14 protein-coding genes and 1 tRNA gene are annotated in these 20,581 nt (G+C 42.6%); 11 read left to right on the top strand and 4 right to left on the bottom strand.

Annotated features, from left to right (window positions below; all coding sequences use genetic code 11):
- Positions 1-52 precede the first annotated feature (52 nt).
- The 4 genes from dpp5 to J4856_RS01020 form a co-directional block, all read right to left on the bottom strand.
- A complete protein-coding gene (dpp5, locus tag J4856_RS01035; protein ID WP_025839740.1) occupies positions 53-2,212 on the bottom strand; it encodes a dipeptidyl-peptidase Dpp5 in 2,160 nt (719 codons plus the stop codon).
- A gap of 2 nt (positions 2,213-2,214) precedes the next feature.
- Positions 2,215-4,146: a membrane protein insertase YidC gene (gene yidC / locus J4856_RS01030; protein WP_025839739.1), complete on the bottom strand. Its 1,932-nt coding sequence runs from the start codon at positions 4,144-4,146 to the stop codon at positions 2,215-2,217.
- Positions 4,147-5,757 (bottom strand): CTP synthase, encoded by a 1,611-nt coding sequence (pyrG, locus tag J4856_RS01025; RefSeq protein WP_025839738.1) that lies wholly within the window; start codon positions 5,755-5,757, stop codon positions 4,147-4,149.
- Between the two features lie 115 nt (positions 5,758-5,872).
- Complete coding sequence (locus J4856_RS01020) at positions 5,873-6,109, bottom strand: hypothetical protein (RefSeq protein ID WP_025839737.1); 237 nt, start codon at positions 6,107-6,109, stop codon at positions 5,873-5,875.
- Positions 6,110-6,655: 546 nt separating this feature from the next.
- Here J4856_RS01020 and J4856_RS01015 point away from each other — a divergent pair.
- From J4856_RS01015 to J4856_RS00965, 11 genes are all read left to right on the top strand, one after another.
- Positions 6,656-6,743: transfer RNA gene (locus tag J4856_RS01015), tRNA-Ser, on the top strand.
- A gap of 219 nt (positions 6,744-6,962) precedes the next feature.
- Positions 6,963-7,211 carry a hypothetical protein gene (locus J4856_RS01010; protein WP_172823695.1) on the top strand — a complete coding sequence of 83 codons (249 nt, stop codon included), beginning with the start codon at positions 6,963-6,965 and terminating at the stop codon, positions 7,209-7,211.
- The gene (locus J4856_RS01005) at positions 7,208-7,933 is read left to right on the top strand and encodes an SDR family NAD(P)-dependent oxidoreductase (protein ID WP_025839735.1); all 726 of its coding nucleotides are present in this window, start codon (positions 7,208-7,210) and stop codon (positions 7,931-7,933) included. The genes J4856_RS01010 and J4856_RS01005 overlap by 4 nt, the downstream gene beginning before the upstream one ends.
- Positions 7,934-8,138: 205 nt before the next feature.
- Entirely contained in the window at positions 8,139-8,951 is an 813-nt protein-coding gene (locus tag J4856_RS01000; RefSeq protein WP_025839734.1) for a PepSY-associated TM helix domain-containing protein, read from the top strand.
- A gap of 826 nt (positions 8,952-9,777) precedes the next feature.
- Entirely contained in the window at positions 9,778-11,397 is a 1,620-nt protein-coding gene (locus tag J4856_RS00995; RefSeq protein ID WP_025839733.1) for a BACON domain-containing protein, read from the top strand.
- A gap of 33 nt (positions 11,398-11,430) precedes the next feature.
- Positions 11,431-13,032: a BACON domain-containing protein gene (locus tag J4856_RS00990; RefSeq protein ID WP_065368005.1), complete on the top strand. Its 1,602-nt coding sequence runs from the start codon at positions 11,431-11,433 to the stop codon at positions 13,030-13,032.
- 17 nt (positions 13,033-13,049) lie between these two features.
- On the top strand, positions 13,050-15,806 hold the full coding sequence (locus J4856_RS00985; protein ID WP_025839732.1) for a S8 family serine peptidase: 2,757 nt from the start codon (positions 13,050-13,052) through the stop codon (positions 15,804-15,806).
- Positions 15,807-15,817: 11 nt separating this feature from the next.
- Positions 15,818-16,771, top strand: a complete 954-nt coding sequence (locus J4856_RS00980; protein ID WP_025839731.1) for a PorV/PorQ family protein — start codon at positions 15,818-15,820, stop codon at positions 16,769-16,771.
- 44 nt (positions 16,772-16,815) lie between these two features.
- Positions 16,816-18,384 carry a hypothetical protein gene (locus J4856_RS00975; protein WP_065368004.1) on the top strand — a complete coding sequence of 523 codons (1,569 nt, stop codon included), beginning with the start codon at positions 16,816-16,818 and terminating at the stop codon, positions 18,382-18,384.
- A 321-nt stretch (positions 18,385-18,705) separates the two neighbouring features.
- Positions 18,706-19,173, top strand: a complete 468-nt coding sequence (locus J4856_RS00970) for a transposase (protein ID WP_244885767.1) — start codon at positions 18,706-18,708, stop codon at positions 19,171-19,173.
- A 13-nt stretch (positions 19,174-19,186) separates the two neighbouring features.
- On the top strand, positions 19,187-19,963 hold the full coding sequence (locus tag J4856_RS00965; RefSeq protein ID WP_244885761.1) for an IS3 family transposase: 777 nt from the start codon (positions 19,187-19,189) through the stop codon (positions 19,961-19,963).
- Positions 19,964-20,581 lie beyond the last annotated feature (618 nt).

Below are 20,581 nucleotides of genomic sequence, written 5' to 3'. Positions count from 1 at the left end.
ACTATCAAGCATCTTGTTTACTTATAAACTCGTTCACTTGTCAACTTGCCAACTACTTCTTAAGCCAACGATCGAGCCAGTTAAAGAAGGTACGCTGCCAAAGAACTCCGTTCTGTGGTTTCAGTACCCAGTGGTTCTCATCAGGATAGAGGAGCAACTCTGCAGGAATACCACGTAGGCATGCTGCATTGAAGGCACCCATTCCCTGATTAGCATTAATACGATAGTCTTTCTCGCCGTGAATACAAAGGATAGGAGTATCCCACTTATCAACATTCAAATGAGGACTATTTGCATATGTGCGCTTAGCAGCCTCAGTCTTATCCTTGTTCCAATAAGCATCATCATACTCCCAATTGCTGAACCAAGCTTCCTCTGTATCAGTGTACATACTCTCAAGGTTGAAAGCACCATCATGTGCGATGAAACACTTGAAACGCTTGTTGTGAATACCAGCAAGATAGTAAACAGAGAAACCACCGAAAGAAGCACCAACAGCACCTAAGCGGTCCTTATCAACGAATGGAAGATTGTTAGCTGCATCGTCAATTGCTGAGAGGTAGTCGTTCATACACTGACCAGTCCAGTCGGTACTTACTTCCTCGTTCCATGCACTTCCAAAACCAGGCAAGCCACGACGGTTTGGAGCAATAATGACATAGCCATTTGCAGCCATAATCTGGAAGTTCCAACGATAGCTCCAGAACTGTGAAACAGGACTCTGTGGACCACCCTCACAGAAGAGCAAGGTAGGATATTTCTTGTTTGGATCAAAGTGTGGAGGAGTAATCACCCACTCCATCATCTCCTTGCCATCAGTTGTCTTTACCCAACGTGACTTTACATCACCCAAGGCCAACTGGTCATAAATATGTTTATTCTCAAAGGTAAGCTGTGTCTGAACGCTCGCCTTATCCTTCTTGGCTGGAGTAACAGCGAAGATTTCATTTGCTTGAGAGATACTCTGACGGATAGCGAGCAACTTCTTATCACCAAGCATTGAGATGCTTACATAGTTATGGTCACCCTCTGTCAGCTGCTTCACCTCACCCTTAAGGTTAGTCTGATAGACATTCACCGTAGCATGCCAAACACCTATGAAATAAAGGTCCTTTGAGTTAGGGCTCCATGTATATTCATCAACATTTGAGTCAAAGCTTTCTGTTACGTATGTCTTCTTGCCTGTTGACAAGTCATAAACACAGAGGCGGTTGCGGTCACTCTCATATCCGTTGTTCTTCATGCTCTGCCATGCAATATACTTGCCGTCAGGTGAGAACTTAGGATTCACATCATAACCTACATTCATATCTCCAGACTGATGGTTCACAGCCTGATTGCGCATACTCTTGGTTGCATCTATCTTTGGCTCAACATAATCTGCTGGCTTGCAGAGATTCTTTGTTTGGCGAGTCTCCACATTATATATATATATGTCAGCATCGGTAGAGATGGCATATTGCGTACCTTCCTTCTTACGACAGGTGTAAGCCACGAGCTTAGAGTCTTTGCTCCAGTCAATCTGCTCAATGCCACCGAATGGAGCCAACGGACTCTCGTAAGGTTCACCTTCAAGAACATCGACAACTGCACCAACACCCTCAGCTGTTACGTCAGCTACGAAAGGATGAGCATTTGTTGTAACATAATGATCCCAGTGACGATAGTTCATGTCAGTGATGACCATACCCGTGGCCTTTGGCAAGTCACTTGGGTTCTTCTTAATAGTCCCATAGTAAGGGATGCTCTTAATGAGAACAACGCGTTTCCGATCTGGTGAGAAGCGGAAGCCTTCGATGTCAATGTCCGACTTTGTCAACTGCTTACGATTTGTACCGTCTGCATTCATTGTCCACAATTGTCCACCAGTAAGGAATGCCAGCGTGTTGTTGTCGAGCCAAGCTGCATCACTCTCACTCTTTGCAGTAGTTGTGAGCAGACGGTCGTTCTTGCCATCAGCATCCATCACGTGTAACACCTGATGTCCTTTGTTTTCTTTAATACTGTAGTAGCCTACCTGATAGACAATCCGCTTGCCGTCAGGTGAAGCCTGCGCAGCACCGATACGTCCCATAGCCCAAAGTGCCTCAGGAGTCATGAGGTCACTTGTCAGCGTAATGTTGTTACGACCGATGTTCACATCTTGTGCTTGTGCAACGCCACCGCTCATCATAAGAGCTGCAGTCATTGCCATGGTTAAGTTTTTGTTCATAGTTATAGACCTTTCTTTTTATTATTTAGTTCATCTTGTTTACGACGAAGTTCCTCTTGCTGCTTCTGCTGCATCTCTTGTAAAGCCTGCATACGAGCAAAGAGTCCACCACCCTTATTGCTATTAGGGTTGTTCTTTCTTTCCGCACGACGAGCCTCAAGGATAGTAAGAAGTTTCTCCTCATTGGTTGTCTTGCGCAGTGTCCACATGATAGCGGCTGAGAAGAAGAGAGATATAAAGTAGTAGAAGTTCAAACCTGATGAATAGTCATTGAACATAAAGAAGAAGAAAAGTGGCATACCAAACATCATCCACTGCATCACCTTCATCTGATCAGCCTGTTGTCCTACCATCTGGTCCTTCTGCTGCTGCATGGTAAACCATGTATAAAGCAAGTTGGCACCACAGAAGAGAATACATGTCAATGAGATATGATCACCAACGAGCCAAATATCATGACCCCATGAGAAGATTGGGTCGAAGGTACTTAAATCATCCATCCAAAGGAAACTCTGACCACGAAGTTGAATAGCATTTGGAACAAAGTTGAACATCGCAATCCAGATAGGCATCTGTATCAACATAGGCAGACAGCCAGACAATGGACTAACACCATACTCAGCGTACTTCTGCATCATTGCCTGTTGCTTCTTCATCTGGTCCTCAGGCTTATTGAATTGCTTGGTAGCCTCTTCCATTTTCGGTTTCAACACACGCATCTTAGCTGAGCTCATATAGCTCTTCTTCACCATTGGGAAGGTAATCAGCTTTAATAATAAGGTAATGAGAATCAGCACAACACCCATTGGGAACACCTTACTCAACCAATCGAATACGTAAAGTGTAAACCAACGGTTGATAATGCGGAACAATGGCCAACCAAGGTAAACCAAGCGTTCCATATCAAGTTCCTTATTAAACTTGCTCTCTTTTTCAACTGACTGAAGCAATCTGAAGTCATTTGGACCAAAGTAGAACTCGAACTCAGAAGGGCGCTTACCCGTTGGGTCGAAGTTCGCTTTCATGTTAGCTTCATAGTGCTTAAGATAATGAGAAGCCTTCTCAAGTGGTGTACTCTTAAGCTTTGCGCCCGTTGCAAAGTTGTCCTTTGCAATCATCACAGCAGAGAAGAACTGGTTCTTGAATGCAATCCAGTCCACTGGGTCCTCTGTTGTTTCTTCCTTTTCAGATGTCTCACTCAAATAACTCGTACCACCATCGTGCTTCTTATAGGTAAGCGTTGCATAACGGTTCTCAAAAGTGAAACCACGTTCCTGCTGACGACAACGATCCTGCCAGTTGATGTCCATCTGGTTATAGTTTGGAGCAAAGAGTCCGTTCATTCCTTCTGCACGCAATGACATATTGAGCAAGTAATCCTTACCAAGCGTGTAGGTCAAGGTGAGCGTCTTACCCTGTCCGGCAATAGCTGTCAGCGTAACGGTAGAATCAGTCACATTTGAAGGTGTGAAGATAAGGTCTTTTGTCTCGATATTACTGTTCTTTGCAGCCAACATAAAGTTCAGGCTCTGATCATTACCACTAAACAAGGTAACATCCTTCTGATCCTTTGAGCCATCTTTGACAGCGATATCATGACCAACATAATTCTTGATAATCGCCTTTGTTACAACACCTCCCTTGGTGTTCAAAGTCAGTTCAACCTTATTATTCTTCAATGTAATGTCCTGCGCCTTACCATTCAAAGCAGCATAGAACAGAGCTGTAGTATCAGCTGACTGCGCAGTTTTCTGCTGTGCCTGCTTCTCAGCAGCAAGTTTCGCTGTCTGAGCTTTCTTAGCTGCAGCGATAGAATCCTTTACAAATTCAGCTCTTTGCTGTGCTATCTTTTCAGCTGATGGCTGCTGCCACCAAGCAAATCCAAAGAGAATCAGGGCGATAAGTACAAACCCTGTGATAGTTCTTTTATCCATTTATTTGTTTTTCTGATTTTCAATTGATGTCTTAACGAAGTCGAGGAAGAGCGGATGTGGATGGAGTACAGTTGACTGATACTCTGGGTGGAACTGTGTTCCGACGTACCACTTCAAACTTGGAATCTCAACGATTTCTATCAAGTCGCTCTCTGGGTTACGACCCACACACATCATACCATGCTTCTCAAATTCCTTCTCATAGTCGTTATTGAATTCATAACGATGGCGATGACGTTCTTGTATGTGTTCTTGCTTATAGATATTAAAGGTATGTGAACCTTGACGCAATACGCATTCATAGGCACCCAAACGCATCGTACCTCCCATATTGGTGATATTCTTCTGCTCTTCCATAATATCTATCACGTTATGGGCTGTCTTCTCATCCATCTCACGTGAGTTAGCATCTTTATAACCAAGTACGTTGCGTGCAAACTCAATCACCATCATCTGCATACCAAGACAGATACCAAAGGTTGGGATATCGTGTGTACGTGTGTAATGAGCTGCTATGATTTTACCTTCGATTCCACGCTGACCGAAGCCTGGACAAACAACGATACCATCCTGACCTTTGAGTTTCTCAGCTACATTCTCTTCTGTCAATTCCTCTGAATTAATGAAGGTTATAACTGTCTTGCGGTCGTTATAGGTACCAGCCTGCAACAATCCCTCACGAATACTCTTATAAGCATCCTGCAAGTCATACTTACCAACAAGTCCGATGTGTACCTCCTTGGTAGCCTTACGCTGACGGTCTAGAAATTCTTTCCATGGGCCTAATGCAGGTTTAGAACCCACTTCTTCACCACATTTACGAAGAATAGCCGTATCCAATCCTTGCTCCAACATGTTTACAGGAACATCATAGATACTTGGAAGATCCTCGCTCTGTACAACGCAATCGAAATCAACATTACAGAAAGCCGCCACCTTCTTACGGATATCATCATCAAGATGCTTTTCTGTGCGTAACACAAGCACATCGGGTTGAATACCCACACTCTGTAATTCTTTAACACTATGCTGTGTTGGCTTTGTCTTAAACTCACCTGCCGCATTGAGATAAGGCACATAGGTCAGGTGAAGATTTATAGCACGTTTACCCAGCTCCCACTTCATCTGTCGGATAGCCTCCAAGAATGGAGCTGACTCAATGTCACCAATCGTACCGCCAATCTCAGTAATCACAAAATCATAATGATACTTCTGTCCCAAGAGCTTAATATTACGTTTGATTTCGTCCGTAATATGTGGAACTACCTGAATTGTCTTACCCAAGTAATCACCACGACGTTCCTTGTCGATAACGCTCTTATAGATACGTCCCGTAGTCATTGAGTTGGCCTTCGTGGTCTTAATACCAGTGAAGCGCTCATAGTGACCGAGATCAAGGTCGGTCTCCATGCCATCCACTGTTACGTAGCACTCACCATGCTCGTAAGGGTTCAGCGTACCTGGATCAATGTTGATGTACGGATCAAATTTTTGAATGGTAATATTGTAACCTCTTGCTTGAAGAAGCTTACCGATTGATGACGAGATAATTCCTTTACCAAGTGAAGAAACTACGCCGCCCGTAACGAAAATGTACTTTGTTTCAGCCACGATATATGTAAGTTTAATTATTATCTTTCAAAACGAAAATCGTTGGTTCTAAACTAAAGTGCAAAGATACTAATTTTCCGTGAATTAGGTAGAGCATTAAGTAATAAAAATAGCATCAAATATTCCATTTAACTGCAACAAGTCCCAAACACAGTGCTATCGTCAATGATAACAGCGTGCCAGTCAGTACAAATTCAGACTTAATACTACGATCCCAGAGTCCTTCGTATCTATCTTCCAAAAGACATAAAATACCTCTCAGTTTCTCTGTCAGTTCTATCATTGCATCCTTTGATAGGAACGTTGAGAAAACAATATCAGCAAATATAGCAGCATACATAATATCAAACATTTATTTAAGGCATATTAACTTGTTTTATAGGATTACAAGTGTATTTACTTGTTTTGACTCATTACAAGCAGATTCGCTTGTTTTAAGACAGACATTCACTTGCTTACTCATCTGAAAAATTACGGCTCTATAACGAATCGTGTGGGTAATTCGTCATAGAGCCTAAAAATATTGTCAAAAAGTATAGCCTCGAACTAAAAAAACTCCAAATTGACCTTAGTTTTAATACGCTTAACGCACATTAAATCACTACCCTTCCATATACAGCAATGGTGTTAATCCTCCGCACATGTGGTGCATACCATCCGCACCACATGTGCTAAGCACCCGCACCAAACGTGCTAAGCACCCGCACCAAACAAATGGAATATCAGCACATAACCCCTACAATGCGTTATAGAGCCAAGATAATCGAAAGAAACAATCGCCTAAAATTTTAAAGAAACTTAAAATCCGCTTTGTTGCCGCTTTATTGTAAAACTAAAATCCTACTTTTGCAAATCATTTTGAGTCCGAAATACAAACGATAGCTTCTCGGACGCTTTAGGAAAGATGCTCGAGTGGTTGAAGAGGCACGCCTGGAAAGCGTGTATACCCCTAAAGGGTATCGGGGGTTCGAATCCCCCTCTTTCCGCAAGAAAGGTGTAAACCAGCGAATTATGCGGTTTACACTTTTTTTCTTTACCCCAAAAGAAGGAAAGCTACGAGCAATCACAAATATTCTCTCCAACATTCAGCATGTATTTTCCATTCAATTACTTGTTATACGATTTATTTTCCTATCTTTGCAAACCCAGTAAGATGAGGAATGACTTTAACCCATAACAACAACTTTGAATATCCGTAAGAGACAATGATAGATCTCGATACAACCAATATGTGCTCCCATCTGCAGAAGAAGCTTTTCAATAAAGATGGCGTTTACCACCCGATATGGCAGGCGATGCAGAATGATGGAGAGATAACTGCTGTGATTCGGTCACGTCAGTTGCATATCTATCGCAACGGCAAAAAGATATTAATACTCCCGGGCAAGGCTGCACCCAAGATTATTCGTGAAGATAGCCTCAACGAATTATTAACTAAGGACTTGCAGAAATGAGAAAAGCAATCGTCATGGGAGCCAGCAGTGGTATTGGTCACGAAGTGGCAAGACTACTCATCACACAGGGATGGACTGTAGGCGTAGCAGCTCGTCGTACAGACAAGCTGACCGACTTGCAAACGTCTGCACCAGAACGCGTTATCACTGCGCAGATTGATGTAACCAACAGTGTTGCAGATACCCAACTTCTGCAACTTATCGGACGCATGGGCGGTCTCGACCTCTATCTTCATGCAGCAGGAATCGGATGGCAAAATCCAAATCTTGATGCCAATAAGGAGCTTAAAACGATGGAGACCAATGCACTTGGATTTACAAGAATGGTTGATTGTGTCTATCGGTTTTTTGAAACCAATGGAGGTGGGCACATCGCTTGCATCACATCTATCGCTGGAACAAAAGGACTCGGTCCTGCTCCAGCTTACAGTGCAACGAAGGCTATGCAAAACACCTATCTACAAGCATTGGAACAACTCGCAAACAGCAAACACCTTAACATCCACTTCACTGATATCCGTCCCGGATTTGTTGATACTCCCCTACTTGCTGGTACATCAAACTTCCCCATGCTAATGACCACAGAGAAGGCAGCGCAAAGTATCATGAGAGCGATCAACACCCGCCGGCATGTCTGCGTCATCGATACCCGCTGGCGCATAGTCACCTACCTATGGCGACATATTCCGAATTGGGTGTGGAGACGAATGAAGCTGAATTAACCGCTATATGATGAATGGTAATAAAACGAATGCACTCGCACAAACGCAAATAAACGTCAAATAATACATTCAAAATTAAACTTTCATCCCCTCCTTTCATCTAAGCAAAGAAGTCTTACAAATTCTGAATTGTGAAAGATTGGGGATAAGATAGGTAAATGACAAAGTTTTAGTTAAGAAAAAAAATAATAAAATTATTTAGGATATGAGGAAATTCTGTTTAAAGATTCATAGATGGTTCGCCTTACCATTAGGCGTAATAATGGCTGTTTTGTGCTTCAGTGGATTGGCAATATTATTAATCAAAGACATCGCACCACTGTTTGACATGAATGCCAAAGAGTTGCCAATCTATACTGCAATCGTACGACTGCACCGATGGCTTTTTATGAAGCCTGAGAATGCACATGAAGGGGGACAATCATTGGGTCGTATCCTCACTGCCATATCAGCCATCTGTATGACGATTGTATTACTTTCAGGTGTTGTCATCTGGTGGCCAAAGACCAAGAAGGCTTTGAAAAATCGTTTGATCGTCAGCACGAACAAAGGGTTCCGTCGCTTTGTTTACGACACTCACGTATCGTTAGGAATCTATGTTGTCATCTTCCTTCTACTGATGTCGCTCACTGGTCCCGTCTTCTCGTTCGGCTGGTACAGAGCGGGTATGTCTAAACTCTTTGGACAACCAATGCCACCAAAGGGTATGAAGATCCAACAGGGCAAGGACGGAGCTAAGCAGGGCGCAACAAACGACAAGGCCTTTGCACAGGAAGGAGCAAACAAGATACAGGAACAGCCACAAGCATCTAACGCCGGAGCAAAAGATTTGAAAGGCGACCAACATGGGAAGAAGCCAAAGGGTGGAAAGCTTTTTAAACAGCTGCACACAGGAACATGGGGTGGCTGGTTCTCACGCATACTCTATGCCGTAGCGGCCTTCATCGGAGGGTTCCTACCTATTAGTGGTTACTATATGTGGTGGAAGAGAAGGAGTAAGAAGAAGAAAAAAGCTTAAACATAACTCCATAGACACGGAAAAACACACAACGTTCAAAAAACACTACTTCCAACCCCTCCCCCCCATAGGGAGGGGAGTGATTACCGAGGTACCTATTGTGTTTGGTTGACAAATTCTTTTTTATAATAAACAAGTTGTTAGTTGTGATATGCATAATTATGCATTGTAAATTACTAGCATCAAATTCTGTGTATTCTCTTGACCTTTAGGCCCCCATGGATTTTCGTTTGCTATTAGGGATCAGAGAGTTTTATTCTGCAGGTTCTGTGAGAAAAACACTTTATTCTCTGAACTCTGAAGTTTTATCGTTTTTACCTTTTTACCCTTCGAAGTACCCTTTTACTTTTCCTGCAATGGTAATCATAATTATGACGTACTGATGAGAACTCCGTTCGAATAATTATGAATTGTAGAATTACTTAAAAGTAGGTATTGTAGCATTGAGAATAACCAAGTACTTTTGCATCGCTGTTTATAGGACACTTTAAAACAGACGCAATAGAATCAAAAAAAGAACAAAATGGCTATAACGGAGATCCTTTCTGATCTACATTCAAAATTCAAGTTGATGAGATATGGCACAAATAAACTTCAGAAGTTTGTTTGTGTTGAGAAAAACGAAGTAAATATAATAAAATTAAAGTTTACTTTATTTTGACTTCCTTCTTTCGTTTTTACACCTATTATATGATATATTTGCAATATCGTAAACATATCCATGAACAATATTGCTTATAGATTCTTCACTATCAAGTATCAATGATTCAAAAGCCTATTTAGAAAATCAATTAATATAATTATATCAAATAAAACCTTGAAGAGTATGAATTTAAAAAAGACCCTTCTTTACCTATTTTTAGGTGGAATCATTCTTTGCCTGTCGTCATGTGCAAAGGAGGACGAGTTTGAAATGCCTACGTTGGTACTTTCAGAAAACACAGTAAGCTTTGACAAAGGCGTTGGTGAGAAAAACATTAGCGTGACAACCAATCAAAGCAGTTGGATTGCATCCTCTCCACAAGAGGGCGACTGGATTTCATTAGCACAGGATGGGAACGTCTTGAAGATAAAAGTCAATGAAAACAAAGTTGGAAGCGAGCGAACAAGTTATGTCCTCGTGAATGCGAATGGTGCCTCAAGTAAGATAGAAGTAAGACAGAGTTCTGCCGACGTAACACTAGACGTGGTACCGACAGCGATTTACCTTCCTCAGACAGGTGGTGAGAAGACAATCGATGTCACCACGAATTCATCTGTTTATGACGTGACGACCAGTGAGGAAGTTAGTTGGTTGAAGATTGTCAAGGGCGAAGAGGAGATCAAACTAATTGCTGAGCGTAATGACACTTATCAGAAGCGTGAGGTGAAGCTATACGCAAAGAGCGGTAACGTCATCCGCGAGATTGTTGTTGAACAATCCGGCATACAGCGTTACATCCTTCCGATTTTCCCTGGCGTACCACAGGATGTACACAAGATTATGGGCTTCGAGTTAGGGCGTGGTAGTTACCTGCGTGAATATCAGGCAGCTATGCCAGCTTACGGACTTGAGGAAACATATACCTTCATCACTCCTTCTCCAATCTTTACTTTGTTACAATACTGCAGCTCTGATGGCATCAATCCTTCACAGATTATTTGTATTGGCGATGGAAGAAAAGCTATTGATGCAGTAAAGGACAAGGCTTTCGATAAATTCCTGACTGATAATGGTTATGTACGTAGTAATTCTCAATCTAACAGAGAATATACCAATGACAAAGATTTGCTCTCATTGAAAATTTATATTTCAGAGAAGGAGAACAATGAGGGTGTAAACCTTACTTTCACTCCTATCATGAAGCAGACGGGCGACTACAAGACCTTCGCCGATCTACCATTCTATCCACTTGAACTTCTGCAGAAAGATGACGTGAAGCTGGCACAGGTACAGGCATATGAGCAGAAGGCTGGTAGCACAGAAGAAGAGCGCACACTCAACGAAAATAAGAACACTGAGGTTTCACAGATTCAGTACAAGCTGAAAGCAAACTCTGATCCTTCTGCTGCTTACGGCCGCATCCACGTGTTCTATACAACTGATAAGGATGGTGATGCCCCTGACAACTTGGGTTGTGTTCAGATTGGGGCATTGCTCTTTAAAGACACAAGCCTTGGTGTATGGAAGTATGGTAGCAAGTGGGTTGTAACAAAGGAACTTAAGAAGTTACTTGGCGAAGCTGGTTTCTCATTCCTCCGCACATCAGGCAACAACCACTTCTTCGTACGTGAAAGCGACCATTTGGTTATTGATGTCACTTGCTTATTAGACAACAATACACCTGTGCTCGCAATGCTTTACAGCTACGACCCATCTGCAACAGCAGCTGGCAGTAAGGCAGTAAAGGCACAAGCAAAGTTGGTTAAAAACTTCTCTGCTGCTACAAAAATATTGAAGTTCTAATCATGTCGTTATACCTTATTTAAATTATCTGATATGCGTATAATCAATATTTATAAGCTGCTACAGATTTCCTTGCTATGCCTATTAATGGGGATGACCATTGGATGTGCTGAGAAGGACAGCTTTGAACAACCTTATCTGAATGTTTCAGAGAAGGAGTTAGCTTTCTCTAATCAGATTGATGAGAAGAAGATTGCCGTGAACACGAACTGTAAGGAGTGGATTGCAACCACACCGAAGCCATGGGTACACCTTACTCAGAACGGAAATGAACTCTCTGTGCAGGTAGATGCTAACCCTACGGGTATGGACCGAAGTAGCTATATCCTTGTTGATGGCGGCTTGGCTGTACAGAAGATTATGGTTAGCCAGAATGCCTCAGACATCTTATTGGATGTTACAAAGGGCGAGGTTATTCTTCCACAAGCGGGCGGAACGACTACTGTTGCTCTGAAACTAGAAGGAGCAACGTATGACGTTACACAAGGCGAGAAGACTGAATGGCTGCAAGTTATCAAGAAGAAGCATGGCTTGAAGTTTGTCTCTCAGCCAAACTATGATGTCACAGAGCGCACCTCAAAGCTTACACTAAACATAGCGGGAAAGAACTACGATATGGTTGTGAAGCAAGCTGGTGTGTCACTCTTTGTCTTAGCTTGTAATCCAGGTAATCCTTTCAGTCTGCATAAGATGATGGACTATGAGTATCGCCGCGGTAGTTTCCTGACGGAATATGGCGGCCCTGACGAGGTAAACGGCATCTTTGAAGAGAGTTACTTCTTCAAGACACCATCACCTTTATTCAAGGATGTTGTCTATGTACATGATACAAAGCATTTTGTACCAACTCGAATCTATACACGTTCACTGACAAGAGAAGGCGTTAATTCAGTTAAGACACAGGCGTTCCAAGAGTTTATGAAAGCCAATGGATATACACGTGACGAAAGAGATACAAATCATTACGTCAACGTAAAGGAGGCTTTCACGATGGATGTAGATATCCGAGAAGAGAATAATAGTGTTGTATTATTCTTCTATCAGATGCATACGCAGGATCGTAGTTATCCAACCTTTAGCAGTCTTGACCTTGGTCCTATTGATCTCTTAAATAAGAATGACAAGAAGGTTAGCGACGTTGAGAAGTACGAAAAGAGCAAAAACAGCGAGGAGATGAAGCGTCAGATGTCTAAGAGCAATGAAGTGGAAGCACTGCTCTTCCAAACAAATGACCCTATACAGATTGCACGTACCTACTTCTTCTACCTTGGCAGCAATGCCTCTACACCAAAAGAGAAGGTGGGAAGCCTTGAGCAGTATAGTTTGTTCTACAGTCAGCCAAACTTAGGTTTATGGCAGTATGGTAGAGAATGGTTCGTCACACGTGAGTTTGACAAACTGCTTACTTCAAACAACTTTGAGTTTGTTGGCTACAATGGTAAGCATAACGTCTATGCACGTCGTTCTGACAACCTGACCTTGGCTATCTCTGGTGGAGAATATGCCGATGTTAACAATGGTAAGGCCGTCATGCAGATTACAGTTCTCTACAAGGCTAATGTCTTTGCAGGAAGTAAAGAACAGCGTATGGCTAAGGTAGAACGTATGCTCAAACAACACAATCCAAGCAAATAATATTGAAAGAGATAGTAATGAGAAAATCTATTATATACTTATGTGCGTGTGCCATCTCTGGTATGATACTCGCTACATCGTGCCAAGATGGTTTTGACGCTGATGCTACTGCGTCAAACACACGTACGGTCAACATTGACAAAAACCTTTTTGCTGTAAAAGGTTGTATCAACGTAAAGCTGGCGAAAGGTACAAACCAGTCTATCCCAACAACTCGTAGCGGTGGTGTTGAGATGCAGAGTGTTCCTTCTGAAATCGCCTCTGCAATGCAATATTCAGGTGCCTATAAGATGGAAAGGGTATTTAAGCCCGCTGGCGAATATGAAGCCCGAACCATAGCTGCTGGCCTCGACCGCTGGTACACCATCTACTTTGACAAGTCTAAAGATGTCGCTGCCGTATTGGAGCAGTTCAATAAGGCCGAGGGCGTTGAGTGTGCTGAGCGTGTGTTGCCAATGGCAAGGCCGGAGGTAAAGTCTGTACCTTACAGTCCTTCTGGGGCAAGCATGCAGACTACAGGAAGCAATTTTAATGACCCTCTCTTAGCCAAACAGTGGCATTACTACAATGATGGTTCAGTAAATGCACGTGCGATGAAGGGTGCTGACTGTAACGTAAAACCTGTTTGGGAAAAGTACACTACAGGTAAGAAAAACGTTATTGTAGCGGTTGTCGATGGTGGTATTGACATCACACATGAAGACTTGATTGACAACCTTTATGTCAACGAGAAGGAGAAAAATGGCCAACCTAATGTCGATGATGATGGCAATGGCTTTGTTGATGATATCTATGGTTACAACTTTGTGACAGCTAAAGACGTTGTTGGCGGAACTATCGAACCCGATGATGGCGGACACGGAACCCACGTTGCGGGTACTGTTGCTGCTCGCAACAACAACGGTAAAGGTGTGGCAGGTATCGCAGGTGGCGATGGCTCTGCTGATAGTGGCGTGCGTCTTATGAGTTGTCAGATCTTTCGAAACAAGGAAGAGCAGGGCGATGCGGCTGCTGCTATCAAGTATGCTGCTGATAACGGAGCTATCATCTGCCAGAACTCATGGGGCTATCAATCAAATGCAGGTGTCACCTCTATGCCTCAGCTACTAAAAGAAGCTGTTGACTACTTCATCAAAATGGCTGGTTGTGATGCGAACGGCAATCAACGTGCTGACTCTCCAATGAAGGGTGGCGTGGTAATCTTCGCGGCTGGTAACGAGAACAAGGAGTTCTCAGCTTACCCTGCTTGCTATGCACCTACGGTTTCTGTGGCTGCAATGGCATGGGACTTCACGAAGGCAAGTTATAGTAACTATGCAAAATGGGTGACCATCACAGCACCTGGTGGCGACCAAGACCGCTTTGGAACTGAAGCTGGCGTATTGAGTACCGTACCAAAGAAGATTGCTGCATCGGGTTATTCTTTCTACCAAGGTACTTCTATGGCGTGCCCACATGTTTCAGGTATTGCTGCCCTCATCGCTTCTTACTTCGGTAAACAAGGCTTTACCAATGAAGAACTGAAGACACGATTGACTACTGCTTACAGACCTTACAACATCGATGAGCATAACCCAACCTACAAAGGTAAGCTTGGTAAGGGTTACATTGATGCTGAAGCAGCTTTTGAATCAGACACAAAGATAGCTCCTGAAAAGGTTAGCAAACTCACACTGACACCCGACTTCGTTGATATCAATGCAGAGTGGAGCATAGCAAAGGATGAGGATAAGACTGCTGCTTTCTATAGAGTCTATATTGCTCAGGGCGAGCTGACATCTGACAAGCTCAAGGATATGCCTTATATAGAAATCAATGGTATGGGACATAGCTTAGGCGAAACCCTTAAATACGACTTTGATGACTTGAAGGATAACACCACCTACAGCGTTGCCGTAGTGGCTGTTGACCGTTGGGGTAACCTTTCCGAACCAAAGATTCAGCAATGTACAACTAAACTCAATCACGCTCCAGAGGCTACGGGCTTCCCAACAGAAGCCATCGAAGTGATGGAGAATGAACGTAAGTCGTTCAGCTTCAACGTCGCCGACCCTGATGGTCAGAACTGGGATGTTAAAGCAACGGGTGAGACAAAGGGCGTTTCTTACACTGTTAAAGGCAATACTGTAACTGTCAACATTGTCCCTGTACTTGAGGCAGGTAGTTATACGTGTACCTTTGTTCTCTCTGATGACTTAGGAGCAAAGGCTGAGAAGAACTTTACCTTTAAGATTATAAAGTATTTCCCACCACAGCTAACAAAGCCATTCGAGAACTATATCATCGGTTTGGATGAAGGAGTTGTCACGATTCCATTGTCAGGACATTACTCTCACAGCAACAATACGCAGCTTACTTATAAGGCAAATGCTGCCAATGGAAGCATCGCTACAGCTACGATAAGCAATGACAACCTTCAACTAAAACCTATGGCTAAGGGTGTCACTCGTATAAACATCGCTGCTACAGATGGTCGTGAGACATCTTCTGATGGCTCATTCCAGGTACGTGTTGTTGAAAAGAAGTCGGCTCCTGTTTATGCTGTCTATCCTATTCCTGTACAAAATGATATCCACGCCTTACTCAATCCTGAAGTGAAGCAGGCTGAACTTATCATCAGTTCAACTGTGGGTGAGCGTGTGATGAAGGCAACTGTGACTGCCGATAAGAACAATGTGGCAACGCTTGACCTCTCTAAGCTCAATCCAGGAACCTATAAACTTACTGTATATACCAGTAAAGGCAACCATACCCAGATGTTCATTAAACGATAAACACAACAAGTATGAATACAAAACATATCATTCTCTTGGCTTGCGTAGCACTTCTCGGTGCTACGCAGGCGAATGCCCAAGGGCAAGACCTCTCAATATTAACAGCTAACCCTGATGCTCGAACAGCTGCCATGGGTAATGCGTCGGCTGCAGCTGAGGGGATGTATCTATACAATAATCCTGCTGCCATCTTCGCTACTGACAAGAAGTTCACTGCAGATGCTTCTGCCTCTCTCTTTGAAAAGGCAGAGGGTGCTGATGGAACCTTCGGCATTTACGCTCTTTCTGCTGGCTATAAGTTGGCTAAGCGTCATGCTGTCTTCGCTGGTTTCCGCTATGCTGGAGGACTAAGTCTAAAGGGTTCCGACCTCTTTGGCAATCCAACTAAGGACTATAAGCCTTATAACTGGACCCTCGACTTGGGTTATACCTATTTCTTTGGTAAGGGATTCGCTGCCTACGCAACAGGAAGTCTTATCTATAGTCACCTCTCAAAGAATGCTACGGGAGCCGCTTTCTCTGTGGGTGGAGCCTATCAAAACAACGAGTTGACCCTCGCCAACAAACCTGCCAACCTCATGCTTGATGCAAAGGTGGGTGCAATTGGTCCTCAACTCGACTATGGTAACAAGCACAAGACGACGCTCCCAACCTATCTTGCCGTAGGTGGTGCGCTGTCTGTAGAGGTAGCAGAGAAGCATCAAGTTGCTGCAGCCTTGTCTTCTCGCTACTTCTTCCAACCATCAGAGAACAAAATCTTTATGCTTGGTGGCGGACTTGAATACACCTATAACAAGATGGTATCTGTACGTGCTGGCTATGAATATGGTGACCACGACCTCAGTCACATCACAATGGGTGCGGGCTTTAAGTATCACGGATTACGTTTGAACGGAGCATACAACCTAAAGACAGTAGACACAGGAAGTAGCTACTGTACCATAGGTATTGGCTATGATTTCTAAAACAAGGACAAACACAACAATTCATTTAATCAAAAGTAACAGTTATGAAAAGAACTTTATTCTCAATTTGTGCATTAGTACTGAGCCTTACAGCTTCCGCTCAGATAATAAAGGACACACCTAAAGGTAAGCTGATAGAAAACCTGTATCGCTCAAGCAAGTCTTGGGTTAAGAAGGGTTGGACAGGTATACAAGCAGGCAGATATGAAGGCTTGGTATCTAAGATTGTTATCGGCGAAGATGGCTGTATTTACATTTACAATCCACTATCAGGCCTCGACAGCAAATCATGGTTGAAGCTTGAAAGACAAACTGATGGCAAGTATAGAGCAATGCTACCACAGGCGATTCTTACAGACGACTATGGTGGGGACGATGAGGAGGAGGAAAGTAGCGAGCGTACAATCACCCTCAATCGTATGGTTTCTACTGATAATGGAAAGAGTTACGAGCCTGTTGGTACAGCTTTTAACTATGTTGATTTCACTTGGGAAAACAATAAACTCGTGATGAAAGGTATGGGTCAGAAAGCGCAAATATGGGCTGCTGCCTATGAAAATAGCTGGCAAAACAACTATGGTGGTGACTGGACTCTTACGATTGAGCCACTTGGCGAACAGCTAATTACGCCTCCTTCTACAGCAACAAAGAGTCAATATATTGTTTCCTCTAAGTCTGAACCTTCGCCACGTATTGTTGAAGCGATGACAGATAACAACGATATCTACATCAAAGGGTTGTTCAAGGCTGAGAAACTCGCAAACGTTTGGGTGAAACTTACCAAGCAGGGCGACAAGGCTGTCATGTCTACTAATCAGTATTTGGGTATTACCCAGAAGACAGACTTTAAGAAATACGATGCTGATAAGTCGGAGTATCACACCTTTGCCGCAGCTTTCGAGAATGAAGAAAAGACCGCAGAGAACCTTGAGTTCAGCATTGATGCAACTGGTAAACTGACTACTTCTAAGATTCTTAGAACTTCTTTAGGTAAAGCAAGTAATGAAAACATTACTGGTGAAGACTATATAGAGAGCTATGAGAATCTTGTCTTGACTCCTTATAGTCAGCAGGCTGTAGCCAACCCTAAGACCCCAACCCTACATTATTGCTCTGCTTCACTAAGTTATGACTACTCTATTACTACAACGACTTTAGCATTCTATGTTGATAATGTAGATGTTAATGGTAACTACCTCAACCCAGAGAAGATGTATTATAACGTCTATGTCAATGATAGTGCAACGCCATACATCTTCAAGAAGTCACAGTTCGTCTATATGGATGAGAATGAAATGACGAACATTCCATTTAACTATAAAGACAGATTGAATAGCGACTTTAAGATTGACAAAAACGAGCGTTTCGTTCACTTCTATGATAATGGCATCCGTACGCTCAAGGTCGTAATGGTTTACGAGGATGGTGGTAAGAAGTATTCAAGTGAACCACTGAGCACCGCTATCACTACTGGTATCGAGAGTGCAAACTTCAACAAGACTACAACAGAAAAGTATTATACTGTTGATGGTCGTCAGATTCAGAAGCTACAGAAGGGTCTTAACATCATCAAGTCTTCTAATGGTACTACACGTAAGGTGGTTGTCAAGTAAACAAGTTGACGAGTAAACAAGTTGCTTGTATAGTTGACAAGTGAACAGGTTTACAAGTTAACAAGGTAATTGTATTGTTGGTAGGTAGACGAGTAAATGGTTATATCCGTTATAACTAATAACTCGTTTGCTTGCCAATTTTCGTTACTAACAATTCATAATTATTCGAACAGAGTTCTCATCAGCACGTCATAATTATGATTACTGATATAGAGAAAAGCAAAGTTCAAAGTTACACTCACACCCATCTTGTTATAATTTTTCACACATCATGTCTTATAGCAGATTTACTTCACATCATTTTAACATTTAAAATTCAAAATGGGAAGTAAACATTCTAAACACAGAACATTCAGTGAGGACTTTATTCTCACTTTACTTCGTGAGTATTACTCATCAGAAGTGTCAATTAATTTCATCTGTCGTAAGTACGGCATTAATAGTGCCAGCTTTTATCAATGGCAAAAAAAGTATGATTTAGATGAAAAAAAGCTATCTTTGTCGCATGATATTATTACTAAAGTAAAAGCTATGCGTAGTAAGAAAGCTATGGAGAAAGTCCCTCTAACTCGTGAGGAAGAGCTTGAAGAACAAGTATCGAATTTGAAGAAAGCTTTGGAGTATTCTGAACTTCGCAATCAAGGTTTGATGAAAGTCATAGAGATAAGCAGTAAGGAATATGGTGAGGATTTGCTAAAAAAGCTGGCGCCAAGCAGTAGACAGCCTTCGAGTCAGCAACCCTTGTTTATCAATTGGGCTGCTGAGTGGACTGTTTGGCAAGACTCGTGAAGGCTATTACTCTGTGAGTAAAGAGAAGAGGGAGCATCGTAAACTTACTGAGAAAATTGTCGTACGTGCAGTAATGGATGTTCGTGCAGATGCTCCTCGAATAGGTGCACAGAAACTTTTGCACATGCTTATGGATATCTATCCTGGCTTAATGCTTGGGCGCGACAGGTTCTACCAGCTAATGCACAAGCATCACCTTATGCTGAAGCCATCCAGATGTCGCCACACCACGAACTCCAATCACAACTATTTCAAGTATAAGAACACGGCAAAAGGAATGGTTCTTACACGTCCTGCACAACTCTGGGTAGCAGACATCACATATATAGATACTGAGGATGGTGTGGTCTATCTTCACCTCATAACCGATGCATTCACTCATGAGATAATCGGATGGAAGCTTTCTGACAGTCTGCAGGCTGTCAATACGCTTGCTGCCCTAGACATGGCAATAGAACATTCACAGGGTATGAATCTCTCGCTGATGACGCACCACTCTGATCGTGGGGTTCAATACTGCAGCAACGCCTACGTGGCAAGGCTGGAGAGTATACACTCGGGCATAAGCATGACTGAAGACTACAACCCTACAGATAATGCAATCGCCGAAAGAGTGAACGGAATAATAAAGCAAGAGTGGCTCTACCACATGAAACGACCGAAGAACCTCGATGATGCACGATGCACTATTGCTGGTATCATAGACTTCTACAACAATAAGAGACCCCATATGAGCAACGGCATGCTTACGCCAAGACAAATGAGAGAAAAGCACTGCAATGTAGCATAAGGGTTTCTGTGCGTTTCATGGTATTAAATTTTGTAAGTTGAAGGAAAAATACTAACTTTGAACATGTGCTACACACGTTCAGACTTCGTTGTCAAGATTTATGACTATGTAAAGCGAATCAGTAAAGTTTCCATGGGGGTGTAAAGCTGTTCAGGAAGCAAGTAAAAAATGTGTAAACCAATTTAGTAACAATAACCAGAAAAGTGTGAAGTAAATTTAGGCATAGTCACTTCGTGTCAAAATATTTCAAATATCGAATTCTAATTTATGCCCATTTACCTTCTAAAAGATGCCCAATTGGCTTGCAAAAGATGCCCTTTTGAAGTCCAACTAACGCCCTTTTGGACCCTTACTAACGCCCTTTTAGAACACAATCTTACAAGTATTTGATTCTCTGCAAGTTACAAAACCACCAAGATTAGCCCTTTTAAGACCATTTTTCGACCCAAAACACACCGATTTTTGTAAACATATTTCACCCTCACCCTACATTATCAACTAATTACCTCATCCCCCAAAAAACCTGTTAAACATGTTACCCTGTCTCCTTGTCCCCCTGTTACTCTGTCTCCCCTTACCCTATCCGCAAACAACTTGTTTACTTGTCAACTCGTCAAC

The sequence above is a fragment of the Prevotella scopos JCM 17725 genome (genome assembly GCF_018127785.1).
Classification (GTDB): Bacteria; Bacteroidota; Bacteroidia; order Bacteroidales; family Bacteroidaceae; genus Prevotella; species Prevotella scopos.
Note: the sequence above shows the minus strand (reverse complement) of the source record. Positions and strands in the feature narration are given on the sequence as shown.

Excerpts from the sequence above, each read along its gene's own strand:
- J4856_RS00980 (WP_025839731.1), top strand. The coding sequence starts at position 15,818 with ATGAATACAAAACATATCATTCTCTTGGCTTGCGTAGCACTTCTCGGT.
- yidC (WP_025839739.1), bottom strand. The coding sequence starts at position 4,146 with ATGGATAAAAGAACTATCACAGGGTTTGTACTTATCGCCCTGATTCTC.
- J4856_RS00970 (WP_244885767.1), top strand. The coding sequence starts at position 18,706 with ATGGGAAGTAAACATTCTAAACACAGAACATTCAGTGAGGACTTTATT.
- J4856_RS00995 (WP_025839733.1), top strand. The coding sequence starts at position 9,778 with ATGAATTTAAAAAAGACCCTTCTTTACCTATTTTTAGGTGGAATCATT.
- J4856_RS01000 (WP_025839734.1), top strand. The coding sequence starts at position 8,139 with ATGAGGAAATTCTGTTTAAAGATTCATAGATGGTTCGCCTTACCATTA.
- J4856_RS00990 (WP_065368005.1), top strand. The coding sequence starts at position 11,431 with ATGCGTATAATCAATATTTATAAGCTGCTACAGATTTCCTTGCTATGC.
- J4856_RS00985 (WP_025839732.1), top strand. The coding sequence starts at position 13,050 with ATGAGAAAATCTATTATATACTTATGTGCGTGTGCCATCTCTGGTATG.
- J4856_RS01010 (WP_172823695.1), top strand. The coding sequence starts at position 6,963 with ATGATAGATCTCGATACAACCAATATGTGCTCCCATCTGCAGAAGAAG.
- J4856_RS01020 (WP_025839737.1), bottom strand. The coding sequence starts at position 6,109 with ATGTTTGATATTATGTATGCTGCTATATTTGCTGATATTGTTTTCTCA.
- dpp5 (WP_025839740.1), bottom strand. The coding sequence starts at position 2,212 with ATGAACAAAAACTTAACCATGGCAATGACTGCAGCTCTTATGATGAGC.
- J4856_RS01005 (WP_025839735.1), top strand. The coding sequence starts at position 7,208 with ATGAGAAAAGCAATCGTCATGGGAGCCAGCAGTGGTATTGGTCACGAA.
- J4856_RS00975 (WP_065368004.1), top strand. The coding sequence starts at position 16,816 with ATGAAAAGAACTTTATTCTCAATTTGTGCATTAGTACTGAGCCTTACA.